Source organism: Niallia oryzisoli, from assembly GCF_036670025.1.
Taxonomy (GTDB): Bacteria; Bacillota; Bacilli; order Bacillales; family Cytobacillaceae; genus Bacillus_BD; species Bacillus_BD oryzisoli.
In genome coordinates, this window is record NZ_CP137640.1 from 2786538 (window position 1) to 2807287 (window position 20750).

The 20750-nt window shown below is 37.3% G+C and carries 26 protein-coding genes and 1 pseudogene; 15 read left to right on the top strand and 12 right to left on the bottom strand.

Going from position 1 to position 20750, the window contains the following annotated elements:
* Positions 1-44: 44 nt before the first annotated feature.
* Complete coding sequence (locus R4Z09_RS13915) at positions 45-1496, bottom strand: PLP-dependent aminotransferase family protein (protein ID WP_338452857.1); 1452 nt, start codon at positions 1494-1496, stop codon at positions 45-47.
* Positions 1497-1634: 138 nt separating this feature from the next.
* On the opposite strand from R4Z09_RS13915, the gene R4Z09_RS13920 reads away from it, so the two are divergent.
* The 6 genes from R4Z09_RS13920 to R4Z09_RS13945 all read left to right on the top strand — a co-directional run bounded on the left by R4Z09_RS13920 (position 1635) and on the right by R4Z09_RS13945 (position 5686).
* On the top strand, positions 1635-2258 hold the full coding sequence (locus R4Z09_RS13920) for a LysE/ArgO family amino acid transporter (RefSeq protein ID WP_338452858.1): 624 nt from the start codon (positions 1635-1637) through the stop codon (positions 2256-2258).
* A 317-nt stretch (positions 2259-2575) separates the two neighbouring features.
* Positions 2576-2845, top strand: coding sequence for a CD3324 family protein (locus R4Z09_RS13925; protein WP_338452859.1), 270 nt, complete (start codon positions 2576-2578; stop codon positions 2843-2845).
* A 129-nt stretch (positions 2846-2974) separates the two neighbouring features.
* Entirely contained in the window at positions 2975-3628 is a 654-nt protein-coding gene (locus R4Z09_RS13930) for a FusB/FusC family EF-G-binding protein (protein ID WP_338452860.1), read from the top strand.
* Between the two features lie 121 nt (positions 3629-3749).
* The gene (locus R4Z09_RS13935) at positions 3750-4136 is read left to right on the top strand and encodes a thiol-disulfide oxidoreductase DCC family protein (RefSeq protein WP_338452861.1); all 387 of its coding nucleotides are present in this window, start codon (positions 3750-3752) and stop codon (positions 4134-4136) included.
* A 275-nt stretch (positions 4137-4411) separates the two neighbouring features.
* Complete coding sequence (locus R4Z09_RS13940; RefSeq protein WP_338452862.1) at positions 4412-4540, top strand: hypothetical protein; 129 nt, start codon at positions 4412-4414, stop codon at positions 4538-4540.
* Positions 4541-4732: 192 nt separating this feature from the next.
* Positions 4733-5686, top strand: coding sequence for a ribose-phosphate diphosphokinase (locus R4Z09_RS13945; protein ID WP_422392275.1), 954 nt, complete (start codon positions 4733-4735; stop codon positions 5684-5686).
* Between the two features lie 88 nt (positions 5687-5774).
* Here R4Z09_RS13945 and R4Z09_RS13950 read toward each other — a convergent pair whose 3' ends face one another.
* Positions 5775-6146 (bottom strand): VOC family protein, encoded by a 372-nt coding sequence (locus R4Z09_RS13950; protein ID WP_338452864.1) that lies wholly within the window; start codon positions 6144-6146, stop codon positions 5775-5777.
* An 84-nt stretch (positions 6147-6230) separates the two neighbouring features.
* Positions 6231-6767 carry a hydrolase gene (locus R4Z09_RS13955; protein ID WP_338452865.1) on the bottom strand — a complete coding sequence of 179 codons (537 nt, stop codon included), beginning with the start codon at positions 6765-6767 and terminating at the stop codon, positions 6231-6233.
* 198 nt (positions 6768-6965) lie between these two features.
* Here R4Z09_RS13955 and R4Z09_RS13960 point away from each other — a divergent pair, with 198 nt between their 5' ends.
* Positions 6966-7745 carry an alpha/beta hydrolase gene (locus R4Z09_RS13960; protein ID WP_338452866.1) on the top strand — a complete coding sequence of 260 codons (780 nt, stop codon included), beginning with the start codon at positions 6966-6968 and terminating at the stop codon, positions 7743-7745.
* Positions 7746-8025: 280 nt separating this feature from the next.
* Here the strand turns inward: R4Z09_RS13960 and R4Z09_RS13965 are convergent, their stop codons facing one another.
* The 3 genes from R4Z09_RS13965 to R4Z09_RS13975 all read right to left on the bottom strand — a co-directional run bounded on the left by R4Z09_RS13965 (position 8026) and on the right by R4Z09_RS13975 (position 9354).
* A complete protein-coding gene (locus tag R4Z09_RS13965) occupies positions 8026-8208 on the bottom strand; it encodes a hypothetical protein (RefSeq protein WP_338452867.1) in 183 nt (60 codons plus the stop codon).
* A gap of 203 nt (positions 8209-8411) precedes the next feature.
* A complete protein-coding gene (locus tag R4Z09_RS13970; RefSeq protein ID WP_338452868.1) occupies positions 8412-8861 on the bottom strand; it encodes a DUF2269 family protein in 450 nt (149 codons plus the stop codon).
* 340 nt (positions 8862-9201) lie between these two features.
* A complete protein-coding gene (locus R4Z09_RS13975) occupies positions 9202-9354 on the bottom strand; it encodes a hypothetical protein (protein ID WP_338452869.1) in 153 nt (50 codons plus the stop codon).
* 271 nt (positions 9355-9625) lie between these two features.
* Between R4Z09_RS13975 and R4Z09_RS13980 the strand changes: the two genes are divergently transcribed.
* The 3 genes from R4Z09_RS13980 to R4Z09_RS13990 all read left to right on the top strand — a co-directional run bounded on the left by R4Z09_RS13980 (position 9626) and on the right by R4Z09_RS13990 (position 11352).
* On the top strand, positions 9626-10078 hold the full coding sequence (locus R4Z09_RS13980) for an SRPBCC family protein (RefSeq protein ID WP_338452870.1): 453 nt from the start codon (positions 9626-9628) through the stop codon (positions 10076-10078).
* Positions 10079-10188: 110 nt separating this feature from the next.
* Positions 10189-10839 (top strand): YdeI/OmpD-associated family protein, encoded by a 651-nt coding sequence (locus tag R4Z09_RS13985; RefSeq protein WP_338452871.1) that lies wholly within the window; start codon positions 10189-10191, stop codon positions 10837-10839.
* A gap of 117 nt (positions 10840-10956) precedes the next feature.
* Complete coding sequence (locus R4Z09_RS13990; protein ID WP_338452872.1) at positions 10957-11352, top strand: VOC family protein; 396 nt, start codon at positions 10957-10959, stop codon at positions 11350-11352.
* 131 nt (positions 11353-11483) lie between these two features.
* On the opposite strand, the gene R4Z09_RS13995 is transcribed toward R4Z09_RS13990, so the two are convergent.
* On the bottom strand, positions 11484-12665 hold the full coding sequence (locus R4Z09_RS13995; protein ID WP_338453277.1) for a YeeE/YedE family protein: 1182 nt from the start codon (positions 12663-12665) through the stop codon (positions 11484-11486).
* Between the two features lie 470 nt (positions 12666-13135).
* On the opposite strand from R4Z09_RS13995, the gene R4Z09_RS14000 reads away from it, so the two are divergent.
* The 3 genes from R4Z09_RS14000 to R4Z09_RS14010 all read left to right on the top strand — a co-directional run bounded on the left by R4Z09_RS14000 (position 13136) and on the right by R4Z09_RS14010 (position 15383).
* On the top strand, positions 13136-13495 hold the full coding sequence (locus R4Z09_RS14000) for a P-II family nitrogen regulator (protein ID WP_338452873.1): 360 nt from the start codon (positions 13136-13138) through the stop codon (positions 13493-13495).
* Positions 13496-13500: 5 nt separating this feature from the next.
* The gene (locus tag R4Z09_RS14005) at positions 13501-14808 is read left to right on the top strand and encodes an ammonium transporter (RefSeq protein WP_338452874.1); all 1308 of its coding nucleotides are present in this window, start codon (positions 13501-13503) and stop codon (positions 14806-14808) included.
* Positions 14809-15029: 221 nt separating this feature from the next.
* Complete coding sequence (locus R4Z09_RS14010) at positions 15030-15383, top strand: hypothetical protein (RefSeq protein WP_338452875.1); 354 nt, start codon at positions 15030-15032, stop codon at positions 15381-15383.
* Positions 15384-15699: 316 nt separating this feature from the next.
* Here R4Z09_RS14010 and R4Z09_RS14015 read toward each other — a convergent pair whose 3' ends face one another.
* The 4 genes and pseudogenes from R4Z09_RS14015 to R4Z09_RS14030 form a co-directional block, all read right to left on the bottom strand.
* Complete coding sequence (locus tag R4Z09_RS14015) at positions 15700-16857, bottom strand: glycosyltransferase family 4 protein (protein WP_338452876.1); 1158 nt, start codon at positions 16855-16857, stop codon at positions 15700-15702.
* Positions 16854-17036: a hypothetical protein gene (locus tag R4Z09_RS14020; RefSeq protein WP_338452877.1), complete on the bottom strand. Its 183-nt coding sequence runs from the start codon at positions 17034-17036 to the stop codon at positions 16854-16856. The genes R4Z09_RS14015 and R4Z09_RS14020 overlap by 4 nt, the downstream gene beginning before the upstream one ends.
* Positions 17037-17201, bottom strand: a pseudogene (locus R4Z09_RS31080) (glycosyltransferase); the annotation flags it as partial.
* 123 nt (positions 17202-17324) lie between these two features.
* The gene (locus R4Z09_RS14030; protein ID WP_338452879.1) at positions 17325-17762 is read right to left on the bottom strand and encodes a hypothetical protein; all 438 of its coding nucleotides are present in this window, start codon (positions 17760-17762) and stop codon (positions 17325-17327) included.
* A gap of 615 nt (positions 17763-18377) precedes the next feature.
* Here R4Z09_RS14030 and R4Z09_RS14035 point away from each other — a divergent pair.
* Positions 18378-19088 carry a galactosyltransferase-related protein gene (locus R4Z09_RS14035; RefSeq protein ID WP_338452880.1) on the top strand — a complete coding sequence of 237 codons (711 nt, stop codon included), beginning with the start codon at positions 18378-18380 and terminating at the stop codon, positions 19086-19088.
* A gap of 135 nt (positions 19089-19223) precedes the next feature.
* Complete coding sequence (locus R4Z09_RS14040) at positions 19224-20105, top strand: VOC family protein (protein WP_338452881.1); 882 nt, start codon at positions 19224-19226, stop codon at positions 20103-20105.
* Positions 20106-20459: 354 nt separating this feature from the next.
* Here the strand turns inward: R4Z09_RS14040 and nirD are convergent, their stop codons facing one another.
* On the bottom strand, positions 20460-20744 hold the full coding sequence (gene nirD / locus R4Z09_RS14045) for a nitrite reductase small subunit NirD (protein WP_338453278.1): 285 nt from the start codon (positions 20742-20744) through the stop codon (positions 20460-20462).
* Between the last annotated feature and the right edge of the window lie 6 nt (positions 20745-20750).

Sequence of the window (20750 nt, forward strand, 5' to 3'; positions counted from 1 at the left end):
TTATGTTATATAAAGGATCAACTTATAGGGCTTCATTTGAAGCCCTATTTTGTTATTGTTTTTACAATATTTGAAAGTCGTCTCAAACTATCCTCAATATTTGGAAGGGAAGCATATGAATAAGAAATGCGTAGATATTGTTCGGCCGTATTATCATAAACATTTCCTGGATTCAGTAATATTCCTTCTGAAAGTGCACTTTCAAATAATTTCCGAATAGAGATTGACGGTAACAAATGCAACCAAATATAAAACCCTCCAGTGGGTTTATCCCAAACTGCAAGATCTGAAAAGTATTTGTTCAAAGTATTTAATGTAAAATCTCTTCGAGTTCTCAGTTCTTTTCTTACCTCACTAAGATGTTGGTAGTAAAGTCCACTGGAAAGCAGTGCTTCTGCTACCCACTGCGATATCGAACTGGATCCATAATCAGTTTGCATTTTAATATCTGCCAAGTGTTCAATAACTGGTTCTGGACCAACTATCCAACCAATACGGAGACCAGGACTTAACGATTTAGACAAACTTCCTAAATATAGCACAAGTCCATTATTGTCGGATGCCTTCATGGGTATTGGAGGATTTTCATCGAGCCATAACTCTCTGTACACATCATCCTCAATTAAAGGTAATTGTTCTTGTTGACAAATATTTAATAACTGATTGCGTCTCTCAACTGTCATTAATGTTCCAGTAGGATTATGAAAAGTAGGAATTGTATATAGCAAAGCAGCACGATGCTGTCTTTTATAATTCGGAATTTGACTTATCTGAATTCCTTCTTTATCCAAAGGAACCCCAATTAAATTCATACCAGCTGATTGGAAGACATTTAATGAATGAAGGTATGACGGCTTTTCCGTTAATACAATAGAACCTTTATGTAATAAACCTACACTAATGAGCTGTATGGCTTGTAATGCACCTGAAACGATTAAAATGGAAGAGGGAGAAGTTTGAATTCCAATGGTTTTTAAATAGTCCGCAACTTGTTCCCGTAATGGCAATAGCCCCTTTGGTTCTTGATAGCCATGAGTAATTTCTCTAGAAGACAATTTATTAAAAACCTTTTTCAGTGAAGTACTCGGAATAAGATTTGGCGATAATTCGCCAGTTCCAAGGCGAATGATGCCAGGAATAAATTCTGCTTGATTTATTTCTTGAATCGTTGGCAAGTTTGGCTTGTGGATTCCTAAATTCACGTAAGAACTCCAATTTGGTGGAGCAGTTGTAGCTAAAAGGTTCCATGTATTATTTATTACTCTCGTGCCGCTGCCGCTCTTTCCTTCAATAAGTCCTTCAGCCGTTAATTCTTCATAAGCGGTTACAACTGTACTTCTATTTACACCCAAGGCTTTTGATAAAATACGTTGAGGCGGGAGCTTATATCCTACCGTCCATTCTCCATTAGTTATTTTTTCTTTAATAAAATCAGTTATTTGTATATGTAATGGGACTGGCGAAGACTTATTTGGTTTCCAATCGATTGTAAACATCAAAATATTACTCCTTTTTTATAATGATTATATAACTTGGTTGGTTTGAATTCCATCCAATTGGTTGGAGACATATAAACAATTTCGAATTAAAATAAATCTTGTTTTAACACTATGCAGCGAAAGGGCGAACTTTTGATGTTTGAACCATTTATTCATGGATTTATTCTTGCACTTGGATTGATACTACCACTCGGTGTCCAAAATGTATTTATTTTTAACCAAGGAGCACTACAAGCACGATATATGAATGTTTTACCAGCAGTTATAACAGCATCTTTATGCGACACCCTGTTAATTTCAGTATCTGTATTAGGGGTTTCCTTACTGATTTTAAGTTCATTTTGGATTAAAGTAACGCTAATCGGGGGCGGGGTTAGTTTTTTAGTCTATATGGGGTGGACCACATGGAATAGTAAACCAAACCAAGAAAAAAGTTCATATGTAAATCGTTTTTCTTTGAAGAAACAAATATTATTTGCTGCATCAGTTTCCTTACTTAACCCACATGCCATCATGGACACTTTGGGAGTAATTGGTACAAGCTCAATAAGATACCAAGGGGAAGCAAAAATAATATTTGCTGTTACCACTATTTTAGTATCTTGGATTTGGTTTTTTACACTTTCACTGATTGGACGAATGGCAGGGAAAATTGATAAATCCGGAAACTTTTTATTGGTACTGAATAAAATATCAGCCATAGTCATGTGGGCGGCAGCTGTTTATCTTGTTTTTTCATTAAATGGAACACAAGAATAGACACCTTGGGTCGGGGGGACAGGCACCGCGACCCAGCAATAACTCTATGGGGCGGAGTGCCTGTCCCACTGACCCAGAAATAAATATGTTTTAATTGAAGTGTATTTTTCGTTATAATGAAGAATTAAAGGGGGTGCATACTAGATGGAGAATCATTTTAGATTGTCTGGTACTTCTTCCACTCATGCAAAGCCTATTATTGGAAAGGCGATACTTTGCATGGGGCGAAACATTTAATTTATCGCTGAACTTGCTTTTCTAATATTTTGGCTTTGCACCTTATTTTGTAAAAGATTAAAATAAGGGAGCGGGCAAAATTGAAATATATGAATGCAAATAACGTGTTACCTGAAAAACTCATCATGGAAATCCAAAAGTATGTCCAGGGAGCAGCACTTTATATTCCTAAACCGGAAACGGAGTATCGGAAGTGGGGTACTTCTAGTGGCGGGAGACGGATGCTTGATCGCCGTAATGCTGCGATTCGAGAATCCTTTGATAGCGGTATGAGTATCCAACAACTATCTGAGGAATATTTCCTTTCAACTGAAACCATTAAGAAAATTGTTTATTCACATAAAAAGTAAGAGAACAGCACTGGTGAAAATTCTTCATCGGTGCTTTTTTAGGTAAAAAACAGTTCTAAGTCATTCTCTCCATTTTAGGAGTTTACTGTATTTATTAAACTAAGTGTATAGAATGGATAGGAGAGACATATGATGACTGAAAAATTTATTAAAAATGAACAGCTAAATTTTATAAAAAAGCAGATTGATTTCATAAAAGACAGCAGCAAAAAGACTGTTCCGCCAACTGTTTTGGCTGCTGTTATTGATTCGGCTCATGCAAAAATCCTAGACCTTTTCCCAAATGCATCTGTAGAGCAACAAGAAATCCTGAATCTTTCAAGACTGAAAACAGATGACGAATACAAGCAATATCTCCTGCTGCTTTCAGACTTTTTGCTGCCTTTTCCAAAAATCAACGAGCAGCAGCTGAAAAAAATGTTTCCCAAGAATAAAAAATTAAAGCTGCCGGATTTATCAAAAATAGAGCACTGCCAGTTGACCTATTTAAGCTGGAATGATCTAGGGACAAATAAAAAATTTATTGTCTATGAGCTGGATGGAAAATTGGCCGGCATAGAGTGTAAATTAACACCTACTAGTAAAAAGAATATTTGTTCTTTCTGTAATGGTTTTGGTGAGGTTGCTTATTTTTCAACCGTTACCAAAGCGAAAAAATCGAAAAATCCGGATTACTACAAATCCATCGGTAATCTAATTTGTACCGATAGCAGCGATTGCAATAAAAAAATCACCAATGTTGACTATTTAACAGCTTTTTTAAAAGAATCACTTGGATTATGAATAGGTCGGAGGATCGCGGGGACAGGCACCGCGACCCAGTTTTAAGTTTTATTATGTGAGTGATATTATTCTTGCTGGGTCGGGGTGCCTGTCCCTCTGACCCACACAAGGAGGCGAGAGATTGGATATTATTTTATTTGATGGGGAATGTAATCTTTGTAACTATAGTATTCAGTTTATAATAAAAAGAGATAAAAAAGCTAGATTTCATTTCGCTGCTTTACAAAGTGAGACCGGACAAGAGATCGTTAGCAAACATCGGATTCCTAATAATGTAGATAGTGTGATTCTTGTTCAGGACCGTCAATGCTACTATCAATCATCAGCTGCTTTAAGAATATGTAAGCATTTAACAGGTGGATGGAAGTTATTATATGGTTTGATCATTGTGCCAAAATCATTAAGGGATTATTTTTACGGAGTTATTGCAAAAAATCGGTACAAATGGTTCGGTAAGAGGGATAGCTGTATGCTGCCGTCGCCTGAAATAAGGAATCGGTTTTTATGAAAAATATAATACAATCGATGAATACAGTAACAGCAATATTATTACAATCATTATATTAGTATCATATGTTAATTTAGTTTAAAATACATAGGTAGTTCAGTACAAAAACCGAGGAGGAAACGAACATGATAATCACAGACGCAGCTCGTGATGAACTTCATTTAATGTTCAAAGAAGAGAATGCCAATAACATTCGTATCTTTTTTGCAGGCTATGGCTGAGGACAGCCAAGAATTGGGCTGGCTCTGGATGAGCCGGAATCAGAGGATATAATCGTGACGATTAATGAGATAAAGGTAGCAATTGATCCATTTATTGAACAGAACACGGAAGATCTCATTCTTGATCGCAGTGGAGATGGAAAAGGTATTTCTATGCTCGGGAATACAGGACAATGCTGCTAAAATAATGGATAGAGGGACAGGCACGTAAACCCGCATCGGGCAAAATTTTGGAACAGGGTGCCTGTCCCTCTGTCCCAATTTTTATATAATTTTTGAATAGTCCTATGTTCCACTTCGCAAAAAACTATTGTGACAGTTATAATAGTTGGTAGATGAAAGAGTTGAACGAAAACTCGTATGGGGGTAAATGAAGTGGAGTCGAATCGAGCAGAGAATAAAGTCAAAATATTTGCATTAAATTCAAATCGAGAGCTGGCATCAGAAATTGCTGGTTTACTAGGATGTGAGCTAGGGAAAGTCTATGTATCTAATTTTAGTGATGGAGAAATTCAGCTCTGTGTAGAAGAATCTGTACGAGACAGCGATGTTTTTATCATTCAATCTACATCTGATCCTGTTAATGAACATATTATGGAACTCCTAGTCATGATTGATGCCTTAAAGAGAGCATCTGCACGTCATATTAATGTGATCATTCCTTACTTTGGCTATGCACGTCAAGATAGATTGGCACGGCCACGGGAGCCTATTACTGCGAAATTAGTTGCGAATCTATTAGAAAAGGCCGGTGCAACGAGAGTTCTCTCCATTGACCTCCATACGGATCAAATGCAGGGTTTCTTTGATATCCCTATGGAACATTTAACCGGGATTCCCGTACTTTCACAGTACTTTAAGAACAAAGGGTTAGAGGATGTCGTCGTTGTATCACCTCATCATGGGAGTATCAGAAGAGCGCGAAAATTGGCCGATATCCTAGATGTTCCACTTGCCTTAGTGGATGAAAGAAATCCTGAAGAATGGGAAACTGAAATTCCAAACGTAATTGGAAATGTAAAAGGGAAAAATGCCATCATTATTGATGATTTAATTGATACAGGGACAACGATTTCCATGGCAGCAAAGGCCTTAGCAGAAAATGGAGCAGCCGGTATTTATGCCTGCTGTACGCATTCTGTCTTTACCGGAAAATTCAGAGAAAAAATTGAATGGTCCCCGATTAAAGAATTAGTAGTTACAAATACGATTCAGCTGCCACAAGAAAAAAATATGCAAAAAGTAAAAACGATCACCGTTGCACCATTACTGGCCGATGCCATCGATCGAATTCATAATGAAAAGGCAGTAAGCCCATTGTTTGAATAACGGGTAGGGGGACATTGTATTGGGTCGGAGGGACAGGCACGTCGACCCATTTATAAATTGGACCGCGGTGCCTGTCCCCACGACCCATTTATCTATGCTGGTCTATAAGGATTTGATTACCATCAGGGTCTTCGAGTGTGATATAGGCGGGACCTTCACTCGATTCGTCGGCCTCTGTAATGATGTTGATTCCACTTTCTTTCAGCTTTTTTTGTAGGTTACGAACATCTGTAAAAGATTCGAGGTTGTTGGCATTTTCATCCCAGCCTGGATTAAAGGTCAGGATATTTTTTTCAAACATTCCTTGAAACAACCCAATAATGCAATTTTCATTCTTCATAATCAGCCAATTTTGAGAAATATCCCCACCCAAATCTTCAAAGCCAAGCTTCTCGTAAAACTCCTTTGATTTATGGATATCTTTCACATTTAAACTGACAGAAAATGCGCCAAGCTTCATATTTCTACCACCTTTATATTATAGTTATGTGGGAAATAACCTAAGACAAAAAAGTACGTTGAAGAATTTTCTGCACCAAAATAGTTATTTCACCAATCGTAAAATTGTTTTAAACTGCTCGTGATCGCCACGCTGAAGCAGCTCATATAAGATCATTTCCGTACTGGTTGTTAAAATCCCCAACGCCTGCATTTTGGCTAAGCCAATTTCTTTATTTTCTTTCATACGAGAGGATACTGCATCAGCAACGACTTCTACTTCAAATCCCTGTTCCTTTAGCTGCCTTGCTGTTTGGTACACACAGATATGCGTTTCAATGCCTGTTATGATAAATTGAGTACGGCCGCTCATCTTTACAGCCTCCAGAAACTGATCTTCCCGGCAGGCACTAAAGGCTATTTTGGCTATTGGATGCCCATCCAGATGCTGTGAAATTTCCGGTGCAGTTGCCCCTAATCGGCTCGGATTTTGTTCCAGCCACAGTATAGGAACCCCAAGTGCCTTCATTCCCTGTACAAGCTTTGCCGTATTTTCAATGATTGATTCACTATCTTCAACAATGGTCGCTAGTTTTCCCTGTACATCCACAACGACAAGGCATGCCTCTTCAACTGAAAACATAGGAAAACACTCCTTTAATTAGTATTACTTTCAATGATACATGAAATTTCACTATAATATAGATAAATAATTTGATAATTTTTTACAATATAATGTGTCCAAAGGTTCTTTAATCATCACTTGATGAAACTAATTACAATATAAAACCGTATGAAAATAAAGATTAACAAAAATTAAAAGAATGAGCGGTGAAACAGATTGGCTTTATATTATCAGGAATATGGTGATAGAAGTGCTCCTTTGATGCTATTTTTACACGGAGGAGGTGTCAGCGGCTGGATGTGGGACAAACAAATTCAATACTTTACGCATTATCATTGCATCGTTCCAGACCTACCTGAACATGGGCAAAGTAAGGAAGAAAATCATTTTTCGATAAAAGGCAGTGCAGTAGAATTAATCAAATTAATTCAAGAAAAAGCCAGTGGAAAGAGAGTAATCGTCATTGGTTTTTCATTAGGCTCCCAAGTCATCATCAAAATGTTAAGTATGAAACCAGAATTAATTGATATTGCCATCATAAATAGCGCTTTGGCAAGACCTATTTCATATGCGAAAAAATGGATCAAGCCTTCAGTTAAGCTAACTTCTCCTTTAATTAAAAATCGTTGGTTTTCCAAAATTCAAGCAAAAACCCTATATGTAAGTGAAGACTACTTTGAAAAGTATTATGAAGAAAGCTGTGAAATAAAACCTGACACGCTTATTAGAGTATTGCATGAAAATATGTCGTTTGAGATACCAGAGGTTTTTAGGAAAGTAAATAGTAGAATTCTAGTAACAGTGGGGGAAAAAGAAAAAGCAGTGATGAAAAAATCTGCAGAAAATCTTGTAAAAGCTAACGCTAATTGTACAGGCATAGAGATACTAAATATGGGTCATGGAGCCCCGTTAGCAATGCCTGACTTTTTTAATCAGATGATAGAGACATGGATTAATGAAGGTGAATTGCCAAAGGAATGTAAAATGATCAATTAAGGATTCGTTATTAGAAAAAAGCAACGCTATATAGAAAATATAAAACAGAATTTGTACATAAAAAACGGTCTACAAAATTAAATGAAGTTTAAATTCAGGTTTCAACACATTACGAACTACATTGGGCCAAGGTACCTTTGACCCACACAAAGAACTACCGACCTTTTGTATAAATTAATCATTATAGTAAAATATAAAGATGATCTTTCCTGGTTTGCTCTAAAAGACCTTCAAATACAAAGGTCTTTTTCTGTTAGAGGATGCGATCAAAAATTATCTGTTAACCAAATGGCAATACGGTAACAACAAGTAAACCAATTACAACAGAGATAATGGCATACATGATTGATTTACGAAGTGATATTTCATTTCTCCTAAAAGCAATTAGTAATACTTTTATAATTGAAAAGACCGTAATAAATATAATAAGGGCTGAGAATGCACTTGCAACAATCACCTCCATAAAGAACCTCCTTTCTTAAAAAAACTTTATCTAAATTTTACCATCAATTAAAATTTTCTGTTATAGTAGCAAATCACTAACCAGATCTCCCGATTTACGTAAAGAATAATCCTCAAAACATGATCTCAAGTAGAAGTTTTGCACAAAGTCTAAGCTGACTTCGAACCAGTTCGAGTCAGCCTGTTGACACTATAAAAACAAAATCAAAAGGGTTTTGCAGACATTAAAATGATGATGATGACAGCTAGAAGAGTGACAACCATATGTATAGGCGCCGTTGATTTTGCTACGGCCATGTATTCATTTGGTATTTCATCGCCTTCAGAGCTCATGACAAGGGGAACGACCTTTTTCATTTTCGAACCGATGACAACGTAAATTAAGAATTCAACAACAATGTACAAAACAATTGAACCGACGAACCATATTTCCTTGAAATAAGCCGGTGTTAAAAATCCCATGATGATTCCTGTGATAATTAATAAGGCTCCGCCAATCATAGGAAATAATTCTAATCTTTTAAGAAGACCCAACGTGTGCTTTAATTGAGGTAAATTTCTTGCCGAGTTCGAGATGACAGGAAAAGCAAAGGTTGCTCCCATCCCAATGATGGCTGCTAATACATGGATTAAAAGAAGAATCGAATAAAACATACAACAACACCCCCTAATGTTAACGACATAATGTATGCTGCAAGTTTATTAGTTATGAATTTTTAAATATGCAAATATAGATAATGGAAGATGATTGGAAGATACTGGCTGATATTGGAAAATACACTAGAAATGGGCAAGCTCATGTATCGAGTAAATAGCGAGGTTCTTTTTCGATTGAAAATGGGATTTTGGAAAAAAATGATAGAAAGGGGGAGTCACTTTGTTTCATCATCTGTTGCCAAGATTCCCATTCCATTGTGGAATCATAAAGAGGGACAGATTTGTCGACCAAGCAATTTACTTGGTTCACAATACCTGTCCCTCAATACCACATTCTTTAAAAATCACTTTCCATTAATTTTCTTCCATAGGCAAATTCATAGGTATTATCAAGTGAATGATCGCTCATCTTTTCTAAGTGAAAACGATTCCCTCCAAAATAATTCACTAAAAATTGGATTATGTTATCACGCTCTTGATTCGAAAGCATTTGCATCATCCCCCTTTTAATATATAACAGATATTTTTAATTTAAAATTATTATATAACAGTTAAACAATAAAAAACACAGTTTTATTTTGAAATTTTCCGACTTTTTCTGCGCTTTTTATTCGACATCTTTTGGCTTATGAGAATATTTAAACAAATTTTATTAAGAAGGAATAAAGCTGCTTTTATTGAACTTATAAATATAACCTTACAAAAGCTGATCAATTGATTGATTTTAATGTAAATTTTAGTTTTTTAAGGAGGCGGTTTATTTGAGTATTCGTTTTGAAATAAAAAGAACAATCCATGTTTCTAAACATAAAGCTTACAAAGGTTTGCTGGATCTTGATTCAGCTGAGCACTGGATGCAAGGACTAGTAGGAATAGAGCGATTAAGTGAAGGTCCCATACGTGAGGGAAGTGAGTGGAAAGAAACAAGAAAGATGTTTGGAAAAGAGGCTTCAGAACATTTTGAAGTAGTTGAACTCAATGAACCTAATAAGATTGTACTGCGTTGTGATGGAACAAAAGGTACAACGGGAAAAGGTGAATTTGTGTTTACTTACATTCTTACTTCATCGGGTGATCATACAGACGTTACTTTGAACGGTGAGATTAATGAACTGACAGGGTTATCGAAACTTTTTGGTAAATTGATGGCTGGAACCTTTAAGAAAGCGTGTGAGAAAGATTTGCATGCGTTAAAAATATATTTAGAGAGTTGATATTGCCGTTTTAGATTAATAAAAAAACGAATAGATACAAACCGTAAAAATTAGTATATTTAACTTTTGATGAAGGAGATTTGTTCGTAGATCGATAAAGGGAGAATGTTATGACAATCATTGATAAATTAAATTTAAATAAGTATAAAAATCTTGCTGTTCTTAATCAACCAAGTGATTATCATGTGTTCATTGAATGCAAGACGGAATTTTTCAGCGGGCATGATGCTATTTTCATCTTTGTCAAGACCATTGATGAAATGGTTAACTATACCCAACAAATAATCAATGAGGGATCATTAGTCGAAAAAGGATATTTATTTTTTGCCTATCCGAAAAAAGGGAACAAGCGTTATGATACGTTTGTGCACCGAGATGAGATTTTTCCAGCCATGAAAGTTGGGGAAGAGGGCTATGTGGAAAATAGTGATTTGAAATTTTCACGGATGGTAAGTATGGATGATGTATATACAGTTGTTGGATTAAAACGTGAGAAAAAGAAATCACAAAAGTCATCAGCTGCAAGTCAGTGTGTAGCAGATTATGAGGAACATGTGAAAGATATAGAAAAAATATTAGCTGAGTGTCCCAATGAACTCAGTTTCTATCAAGAATTAACTTCAGGCTATCAAAAGGATTGGGCTCGTTATATCTTTTCCGCTAAGCAAGAGAAAACACGAGTCAAACGCCAGGCACAAATGATCGATATCTTATCACAAGGATATAAATCAGTTGATTTATATCGCCAGCAAAAGAAATAACTGTGGAAATCCGAATAATATTCCCTTATTTTTACAATAATGGAGAAGGTGTTCAATGTCTATAAATAGAATACATACAAATGGATAAAGCTTTTGAATAAATGTTAGGAGGAAATTATGGGAAGATTGATTCATTTCGAAATTCATGTCGATAATATGGATCGGGCTAAAGAGTTTTATGGAGAAGTATTTGGCTGGACTTTTCAAGACTGGAGTGAATATGCTGGAATGCCTTATTTTGGGGCTGTGACGGGCCCTGACAATGTGCTTGGCATTAATGGAGCTTTGATGCAGCGGCAAAGTCCTCCCCCAGAACCAAATCAGGCATTGAATGGCTATGCATGTACAATGGGAGTGGAAGATTACAATTCGACTGAATCAAAAATTCTTGAAAACGGGGGAAAGGTAGCCTTACCAAAATACGCACTGCCTGGAATGGCATGGCAAGGCTATTATATCGATACAGAAGGTAATATCTTCGGCATCCATCAACCTGATGAGAATGCAAAATAATCGGGGATAAAGGCTTTGTTCCCGTGAATGAATTCTTAATAAAAAGGACAGGCACCATAGACCAAGTTATAACTGGTCCATGGTGCCTGTCCCTCTGTCCCAGGGATAAGGTTCTACCTTATCCCATTGGTTTAACAAAATGTATCTTTTGAGCTTGGATTTTTAAGTCCGAATAATGGGCGAATAAAAATGGCGAGGAAGGTTCCGAGTAAAGCCATGATTGCCCAAACCCAGCCATGAAGACTGAAGGATGAAATTCCTCCGAAGTAGGCGCCGATGTTACAGCCGAAAGCAAGACGTGAGCCGTAGCCCATCAATAGCCCGCCAAGTATAGCAGCTCCAGCAACTCCTGGCTTAATTTTCTTTGGTTTGAACGTACCTTGGAAAGAAGCAGCAATAAAAGCTCCTAAAATAATCCCAAAGTTCAGCACGCTTGTAGAGTCTGCCAAAATGGAATTTTTTAATGCTTCACCGTTTGGACCAGCAAAATAACCCCAGCTAGCTACATCCACTCCCACTGTATTTAGAAATTTCCCTCCCCAAAGGGCAAAGGCAGATGTAATTCCCCAAGGCGTTCCTCTTACTGTCAATGTTAAAGCGTTCAGTAAAGCTAACACAATCGCGGCAACGAATAACGGCCATGAACCGCGTAATACTTTTCTCCAGCCTGTTGTAGTCGCAAGTGGCTTCATCATTGGCGGGTTTTTCTTTTTCGCAATTTGAATGGTGATCAAGTAAATCACTGCAAATAAAACGATTTGAACGGCCCACGCTCCAAAATAACCAAGTCCTGTAGAAGTCGCCAATGAAATCGGAGGCAGTGTTGGTGTTTCTTGCATCCAAAAATTAAGATGATAGGCGCCAAGTGTTGAACCAGCAATAAAGAATAGAAGGGTTAACACCATGGAAGAAGAGCCCCCGCCTAGGTTATACAAAGTACCAGACGCACAGCCATTTCCTAACTGCATTCCGATCCCAAAAAGAAAGGCGCCGAAGATAACAGGAACTCCTACCGGTGATACATATCCTGCTGGCGTTACACCTGTAAAGCTAAATCCCGTACTTAAAATAATGGCAAATAATGTAGTAGATACACCAAACATCAGCATATGTGCTTGAAGTCCCTGCACGTTTCCAACCGATACAAGTCTGCGAAAGGCAGATGTAAAGCCAAATCGGGCATAAAGCAATGTCGCACCCATTGCCAATCCAATAATAAAAAGAGTGCCCTGTACCCAACCAGCTGTATTCACTATCGTAATAAGCAGGATTAGTGAAATAAGAAGCCCAACTGAAACATATCCCTTTTGCATGGGACTAAGATTCGTGACATACGTGGTTGGATGTTTTACCAACGATTTATTATTAAAACTAGATGCAGCATCTAAAGTTGTCTGTGACAATTTATTCACCTCTATATCTGATAAAATTGGTATGAATTATTACATTAACCATATTATTATAGTAGAAAAGAAAAGTAAATGGGTGTTATTCCCTCCGGCAAAATATACTGAAACAATACCATTCTATTTATTAGATTAATTTAATCATAAATTAATATTGTTTAGATTAATAAAAAAGTATTAAAATACATTTAAACAATAAGACATTTTTTAAATACAAAAGAGTCAAAATAATAATGAAGCGAATTCTGGTGATTGGAGCAGGGGATTATAACTGAAATTCTCCATTTGTTTTTTAATATACTTGTTCACAAGTGAGCAAAAGATCCAAACACCTGGAATAATCAAAAGTTTAAAAATCTATCTATAAGGTGATTGTAATGAAAAAAATCGAAGCAATTATACGGCCTGAAAAGCTGACTGAGACAATTAAAGGGTTAAAAGCTATAGGAATTACAGGCTTTACGGTATCTCAGGTAGTCGGAAGAGGAAAACAAAAAAGCAGTCAGGGAGTTTATCGGGGGAAAAATTACAAAGTCACCCTCCGTCCAAAAGTAAAATTGGAAATTGTCCTCTCGGATTATATGGTTGATCAAACGATAATAACAATTGTTGATGCAGCCCAAACGGGAGAAGATGGTGACGGTAAAATTTACGTTTATCCCGTTTTAGAAGCCTATAACATTCGAACAGGGAAAGCAGACGATAGTATTGATGAGTTAATCAATGAAGGGGAGTAATGACTATGGAATTAATGTATTTAAATACTGTATGGATTGTGTTAGCTGCGGCAATGGTGCTATTTATGGAAGGGGGATTTAGTTTATTAGAATCTGGTTTTGTTCGGACGAAAAATGCGGTCAATGTAACGATGAAAATTTTTGTTGATTTAACAATAGGTGTTTTAGGTTTTTGGTTAGTTGGTTTTGGGATTATGTTTGGGAAGGATGTAGTTGGAATCCTTGGTACCAGCCTTTTTGGCAGTCCGGAAAAAATTACTCTTTCCATTGAATTACCAAGTGCAGCCTTTGTGCTGTTTCAAATGGGGTTTGCGATAGCCTGTGTTTCAATTATTTCAGGTGCAGTAGCTGAACGTATGAACTTTAAAGCTTATATTATAACGGTTGCACTTATTTGTATGATTGTTTACCCGCTTTCCGGTCATTGGATTTGGAGCAGTAATGGATGGCTGGCAAAATTAGGCATGAAGGATTTTGCAGGTTCAGCTGCTATCCACGCGCTAGGAGGATTTGCTGCTTTTGCGATGGCCAAACGGTTAGGTCCGAGAAATGGTCGATTTAATTCAGACGGAACTGCCAATGTTTTTGCCCCAAGTAATATTCCTTTAGCTTCAGCCGGTGCCTTTATGTTATGGTTTGGCTGGTTTGCTTTCAATGCCGGTAGTACGTTAGACGCTTCTAATACAAGTCTTGCGTCGATCGCCCTTAATACCATGCTTGCTGGGGCAAGCGGCGGTACGACGGCTCTATTTTTAACTATGAAAAAGTTTGGAAAAGCAGACCCAAGTATGACGATCAATGGTATATTGGCCGGGCTGGTTGCCATTACAGCTGGATGTGCCTTTGTTTCTCAATGGAGTGCCATTATCATTGGGGTTATTAGTGGTTTCATTGTGATTTATGCCACTTTATTTATCGACAGCTTAAAAATAGATGACCCGGTGGGGGCTGTTGCAGTTCACGGCTTCAACGGTGTATTTGGAACGATAGCAGTCGGCTTGTTTGATCAGTCACAAGGCCTTTTAACAACAGGAGATTTCTCTCTTTTAGGAATACAGCTATTAGGAGCAGCAGTTGTTGTTGTTTGGGGACTAATCGGCGGAACAATTATTGCTAAGGTTTGTGAAATGACTGTTGGTTTCCGAGCAAAAGCACATGAGGAAGAAGAAGGTTTGGATATGTCCTACCACGGAATTCCAGCCTATAACGAGTTAGAACGATTCACAGATATTCCCGGAAGCTTATATGATTTTGAAGAAACCACAGGGATTTCTATAGCGCCTGCTGGCAGCAGAAAAGAAAGCATAATTTGAGTTTCGGGTCGGGGGGACAGGCACTTCGACCCACTATAGTTACAACATTACACAGTGTAGTCGAAGTGCCCTAGTTCTATTTTAAAGAAGCATTCCTAGTGTGTGATCTTTTGTACATGTTTACCAGGAAAATATAATATTAATGAAGCAAGCAGATTTGTTGCGGACTTTCCATACTTAAATGTATAGTTTTAGTAAAAATACATTGGGGTGGCTAGGGCTTGGAAAATCAACATGTAACTTTAGATGAAATCGTAATGAAAATAAGAAAACATACTACATTGCAGCTTCAGGAAATCTCAGTCGCTTCACTTCTAGAACCGTTTCAAGGCCAGCAGTTTTTTATTGAAGTTCTTACAGAGGATATTGAGCCGGTAGATAACCAATTTAAATTGACAGGTTATGTTAAATTACAGGGGATAACTAAGATACATGCTTATTTTCCACAGCTAGAAAAAGAGCAGCTTTTAAATATAAATGTACACGATAATGTAGTCATTACAGGATTCCTATCAACAGCAGATGATAAACGAACCTATATATTTGAAAATTGTATGCTTATCAATATTAAATAAGAGGGACGAAGAGACAGCAATGACCATTGGGTCGTGGTGTCCCTTCGTTCCTCCTTTGTTCCTAGAATCGTTTTTGTTTTCAAAAGTAATATTTAATATAAACGTTCAAACAGGAGGAACAAATGGCAGAATATCAAATGATTTGGAAAGTGGAAAGGTCCAATTATGGATGCCACAGGCTATGGAACAACTAGCAGAGGATATGTTCTTGCCTTGGATCAATTGGGTTTCGATGTGAAAATCGAGCCTTATTCTTGGCATTTCCCTATAAAAGATAAGAAATGGAAGATTTTCAGTCAATCATTCAAAATTGATGTCACGGATTCGAGGGCTTAAAGTTCTCCATTTCATCATAGATACCTCTTGCAATCGTTCTCCATGAATAATGTTCATTGATATATTTCTGTCCATTTGAAGCGATTTCTTCCAATAATTCATCCTCTCCGTAATATCGATTTAATACAGCTGCAAAATTTTCTTTATCAGCGTGAATATAATGTTTAAAATCTTTAAGTTCCAAGCCCCTGATCCCACATGTTGTTGAGAATAATGGAATACCTGCCGATAAGAATTCCAATGTTTTCAGATTAACACCTGCACCTGTAAAAATAGGATTGATGGCCATATTGGCAGAAGCAAATAGTGTTAATTTTTGCTTGTGTGAAATTCGGCTAGTTAGTTGGACGTTCGGTTTTTTATGAAGAGAAAAAGAATTCCCGCAGCCGCCGCCAATCATAAATTCAATATTAGGAAATTGATCGGCCAATTGATGAATAATGAAATGAACAGCTTCTATATTAGGAGGAAATTCCGACCCAATAAAAATAGCCTTAGGTTTCGTATTCAATTGTTTCGTGGATTTGCGCCAAGTATTTGGATAAATTCCATTTGGGGCGATTTTTACTTGCATAGGATTTTTTCCATACATCGAAATAAAGCTTTCTCTTTCCATTTCCGACGTGGCAAACACGAGATCGGCATGTTCAACTAATTTTTTTTCCTGTTTAAAGACTATCGGGAGAAATTTCCTCGCATTTTCATTTTTCCACACGAGATTGGCTAAACCGTATTCATGGTTGTGGCTGTTATAGATTCTCATCTTATCATCTTCCCCTAAATATGAATCAACCTCTAGCAGAAAAGGAGATTCATGAACAAGGATATCATTATCAGGATATAGTTTTTCAAAGGATTCCTTGTAATTTGTCATTTGACGGGAACGTTCCATCTGTTCGATTAAACTAAATTCATAGGAAGTACGATGCTTACTCCATTTAGGGTCAGGGCCCACTTTATACTCCCTGAATGTGGGGGAAAATTGAAATAGGCCGCTTTTGTGACCGGTACCCTGAGATAAGAGCGTAATATCATAGTACCGACTGAGTTCATGATAAAGATAAAAATACCGCAACGTTCCGCCGCTTGTAGGGGGAGTAATAGTGGGAAAATGATTAAGGACCAATACTTTTTTCATGATTTTTCACCTTCGATGACACTTCGAAAAACAGCTGCTGTTTCTTGAGCCGTTTTTGTCCATGAAAATGTTTTTCCTCGTTTGATGCCTTTTTCTATTAGCTTCATCTTTGTCTGTGGTTGAAGCACTTTTAGGATGGATTGGGCAAAATCTTCAGGGTTTTCAGGGTTAAATAGCAAGGCCGCCTCTCCGACAATTTCAGGAATGCTTCCCCGATTTGAACAGACAATCGGGCATTAGGATTTCATCGATTCAACTAAAGGGATGCCAAACCCTTCATACAGGGGAGGGAAAATTAAAAAGCTGGCATGTTGATATAAACTTGGCATTTCATCAGCTGGCACATATCCAAGTAGCTTTACTTGGTTTTCCAAGTGATATTCCTTTATAAATGTAATTACATCTTGAATGATAATATTTCCTTTGGAAGTAAAACCGGTAAAAACAAGAGAAATCTTCTTATAGTACTAATACAATTCGGCTGAAATCTTGACCGATTGGGTGACAGCTAAAGGGGATTTCAACATTTGTGATCCAATATGCGGTCTCTTGGAAATTTCTGTTGTGGGCTGGCAGCGTTGCTTTGTTTGACGAATTAGGACTTGAACAGGCTGATGCGTCCACATTCTTCCGTTATAAGGATTTTGTCTTATTTTCATGAATTCACTTTTGAAATCTGATAAGAATTTTTTATTCAGATCATGGATAGGATGAAATATCATTCCATAATCAATGATATTCATGCCTTCACAATTATAGCCTAAGAGCCCAATATGTTGAAAATAGCTTTCTTTGGATACGAGGATCGGTACACCTTTTTGACGCAATAAATCACTCCATGTCCAATCAAATGAATCACTTGGTGGCAATTGATGGGCAATTTCTTGTATGATCTCTTTGGACATGATGGATCCTAGCTCCTATATGTTTTTTTTTTCAAAAAATTCCTCGCCATTCATAATAATTTTTTTCGTTGGTTTATGACGTTTGGAGTTATATAGGCTTAAAATTCCGTTGGTATGGTGAAAATGTTTCTTCGTAAAGTTTAACCAATCCGGGCAGCAAATGAGGTCTGAATCCACTGTAACGAGAAGATCATCTCCGGTCGCAAGGAAATCCACATGCATTTGGCGTAAATTTCGGTCAGGGCCGATATTTTGCTTTCTTTGAATGATCTCAATCGCATTTGAAAACCATTTTTTAACTCGGTGATGCCAAATTCCGTACTGCAGTCATCGTAGATTCGTATTTGACAAGAATCCAAATTTTCCGTAAATGAAAGCGACTGCTGAAGTTTAATGAGGTATTTTTTTCGATTAAAAGTCGTGATTCCAATGGTGATTTTCAATTTGTCACCTCATTTTTACTTCTGTTCCCTTTTAATGCGTTGCGAACTAGGTTGAAATCATATCTTTTATAGTTTATGAAAATCAACATAATTGTTGAGTAGACACAAGTTTCTCCAAGAATGAATTGCATACTTTTAATTAAAAAATTCAAGAAAGAAGAGGAAAAGTAATATGCTCGAACAGGTCTCCATCCTCATTCCATTTAAAGGAGACAACGGAATAAGAAGTGCAGCACTGCAATGGGTCATACGTTTCTATCAGAACGTTATACCTGAAGCAGAAATTTGTATCGGTGAAAACAGTGACAGCTTTTTCAATCGATGTAAAGCGATTAATGCGGCGGCTGAAAAAGCACCGCGAAACATCTTTGTCCTTGCTGATGCCGATGTGATCTATGATTCGGATCTTCTCATTGAGTCCATTCATTCACTAGAAAAGGCTCAATGGGTGATTCCATTTAACAGGATATTAGATCTATCGAAGGAAAAGACAGAGGAAACACTAAAGATGGAGCCCTTTTGGCCATTAGTATTTGCAGATGGAAATTTCAATGAATATAAAATTGATAAAATGTTTGCGGGTAAATTGAATGTCTTCACCCGGGAAGCGTTTGAAAAAGCAGGGCGCTATGACGAACGATTTCTCGGCTGGGGCTTTGATGATGACGCATTCCTTCTTGCGATGAACACGCTCTGCGGCCAGTTCGTAAGTTTGAATAGACCCATTTATCTTTTCTGGCATCCTTATGTGGGAGCAGACAACAATCCACATTATAAAAGGAACCTTATACGATTGTACCGGTATCAACTGGCAAGTGGTAACCCTATAAAAATGAAAAAAATAATCCAAAATAATAGGCAGGGTTGGACGAAGGCACCTTGACCCAATGGGTTAGGTGCTTTCATCCCGTTTTTGCAGCGTGAGGGTTAAAATTTGTATAATAGTATGTATGAAAGAGCTAATATTTTCCTTTACATAAGTGATATTACTAAATAAAGGTCTATTGAGGAGGATCTTATGCAAAAAATAGTGCCACATTTATGGTATGACAAAGAAGCAAGAGAAGCGGCAATGTTTTATATCAGCTTATTTGATGATTCGAAGCTGTTAAATGTCACAGCCCTTGAAAATACTCCTTCAGGGGATGCGGAAATCGTAAGCTTTGAATTGACAGGTCAACGATTCGATGCGATCAGTGCAGGTCCTTACTTTAAATTCAATCCTTCGATTTCTTTGATGGTGGCATGTGATTCTATAGAAGAAGTGAATTCAAAATGGAAAGCACTTTCTGAAGGCGGGACTGAATTAATGCCGCTTGGTGAATATCCATTTAGTAAACGGTATGGGTGGGTTCAGGATCGTTTTGGTTTGTCTTGGCAATTAATGCTTACAAATGAAAATCAAAACGCACAAAAAATTACACCTAACTTTCTTTTCTCAAATGGATCATGCGGGAAAGCGGAAGAAGCAGTGACGTTTTATACAAACATTTTTGAGGATTCAGAAACAGTAATCGTCAGCAGATATGGACAGGGTGAGGCAACATCACCAAAGGCAAAGGTGAATTATGCTTCTTTCAATCTTTGCGGTATGAATTTTTCAGCAATGGATCATGCGGCTGAAGGAGATTTCAATTTTAATGAAGCATTTTCACTGATTGTAAACTGTAAAAATCAAAAAGAAATTGATTACTATTGGGATAAGCTATCTGCCGTCCCTGAGGCTGAACAATGCGGATGGGCAAAAGATAAATTTGGAATTTCATGGCAGATTGTACCGGATAACATCGATGAAGTCTTATTTAAAGGGACAAAAGATGAAATACAAAGTGTTAATCAAGCACTCCTAAAAATGAAAAAGATTGATATTGCTGCTTTGGAGGAAGCTCGAAAAGGGTAAGGGAGACAGCAACGGAAAAATGGCATTGCTTCGGTAGCTTATAAGGGGGATAGGTGACTGATAAAGGATAAATAATTTTGTTTCGGTAGCCAATAAGGGGGATTGGCTACCGTTAAAAGAAAAATGATCTTATTTCGGTAACCTATAAGAAATAGGCTACCGAAATAAGGAAGCGCATTACCTATTATATTGAACATAGACTTTTCGCATTTACGATACCTGGAGAATGTAGTTTTTTCTAACAGATAAGTACTTTTTCAGTTGTCTAGTACATCACCGCGTCTCATAGTTCATGACTGGGTCAAGGTGCCTGTCCCTCCGACCCACTCTGACCCATTATCGATTGAAAATGATTTATACTTCGTTGTTTTCAACTTCAACAGGGAATGTTTTGACACATCCAAAATCGGGCGCCTGAACGTTTCCATCGCACATATTGATTTTCCAATCATGCATCGGGCAGAATACTTGCTCACCGCTGACTATTCCTTCCGCAAGAACTCCGCCTTTATGCGGGCATCGGTTTGCTAACGCGCGAATGTTTCCATTAGCTAATTTAAAAAGGGCTATCTCATGTGAACAAACTATAACCGTTTTCCCAAAATTCTTTGGTAATTCATGAATCTTGGCAACCTTTATTCTTTA

Excerpts from the sequence above, each read along its gene's own strand:
- R4Z09_RS14005 (WP_338452874.1), top strand. The coding sequence starts at position 13,501 with ATGGAATTAATGTATTTAAATACTGTATGGATTGTGTTAGCTGCGGCA.
- R4Z09_RS13955 (WP_338452865.1), bottom strand. The coding sequence starts at position 6,767 with ATGTTTTCAGTTGAAGAGGCATGCCTTGTCGTTGTGGATGTACAGGGA.
- R4Z09_RS13985 (WP_338452871.1), top strand. The coding sequence starts at position 10,189 with ATGACAATCATTGATAAATTAAATTTAAATAAGTATAAAAATCTTGCT.
- R4Z09_RS13970 (WP_338452868.1), bottom strand. The coding sequence starts at position 8,861 with ATGTTTTATTCGATTCTTCTTTTAATCCATGTATTAGCAGCCATCATT.
- R4Z09_RS13990 (WP_338452872.1), top strand. The coding sequence starts at position 10,957 with ATGGGAAGATTGATTCATTTCGAAATTCATGTCGATAATATGGATCGG.
- R4Z09_RS13915 (WP_338452857.1), bottom strand. The coding sequence starts at position 1,496 with ATGTTTACAATCGATTGGAAACCAAATAAGTCTTCGCCAGTCCCATTA.
- R4Z09_RS13975 (WP_338452869.1), bottom strand. The coding sequence starts at position 9,354 with ATGCTTTCGAATCAAGAGCGTGATAACATAATCCAATTTTTAGTGAAT.
- R4Z09_RS13965 (WP_338452867.1), bottom strand. The coding sequence starts at position 8,208 with ATGGAGGTGATTGTTGCAAGTGCATTCTCAGCCCTTATTATATTTATT.
- R4Z09_RS13930 (WP_338452860.1), top strand. The coding sequence starts at position 2,975 with ATGATGACTGAAAAATTTATTAAAAATGAACAGCTAAATTTTATAAAA.
- R4Z09_RS13995 (WP_338453277.1), bottom strand. The coding sequence starts at position 12,665 with ATGCAAAAGGGATATGTTTCAGTTGGGCTTCTTATTTCACTAATCCTG.
- R4Z09_RS14040 (WP_338452881.1), top strand. The coding sequence starts at position 19,224 with ATGCAAAAAATAGTGCCACATTTATGGTATGACAAAGAAGCAAGAGAA.
- R4Z09_RS14035 (WP_338452880.1), top strand. The coding sequence starts at position 18,378 with ATGCTCGAACAGGTCTCCATCCTCATTCCATTTAAAGGAGACAACGGA.
- R4Z09_RS13950 (WP_338452864.1), bottom strand. The coding sequence starts at position 6,146 with ATGAAGCTTGGCGCATTTTCTGTCAGTTTAAATGTGAAAGATATCCAT.
- R4Z09_RS13920 (WP_338452858.1), top strand. The coding sequence starts at position 1,635 with ATGTTTGAACCATTTATTCATGGATTTATTCTTGCACTTGGATTGATA.
- R4Z09_RS14015 (WP_338452876.1), bottom strand. The coding sequence starts at position 16,857 with ATGAAAAAAGTATTGGTCCTTAATCATTTTCCCACTATTACTCCCCCT.
- R4Z09_RS14000 (WP_338452873.1), top strand. The coding sequence starts at position 13,136 with ATGAAAAAAATCGAAGCAATTATACGGCCTGAAAAGCTGACTGAGACA.
- R4Z09_RS14030 (WP_338452879.1), bottom strand. The coding sequence starts at position 17,762 with ATGTCCAAAGAGATCATACAAGAAATTGCCCATCAATTGCCACCAAGT.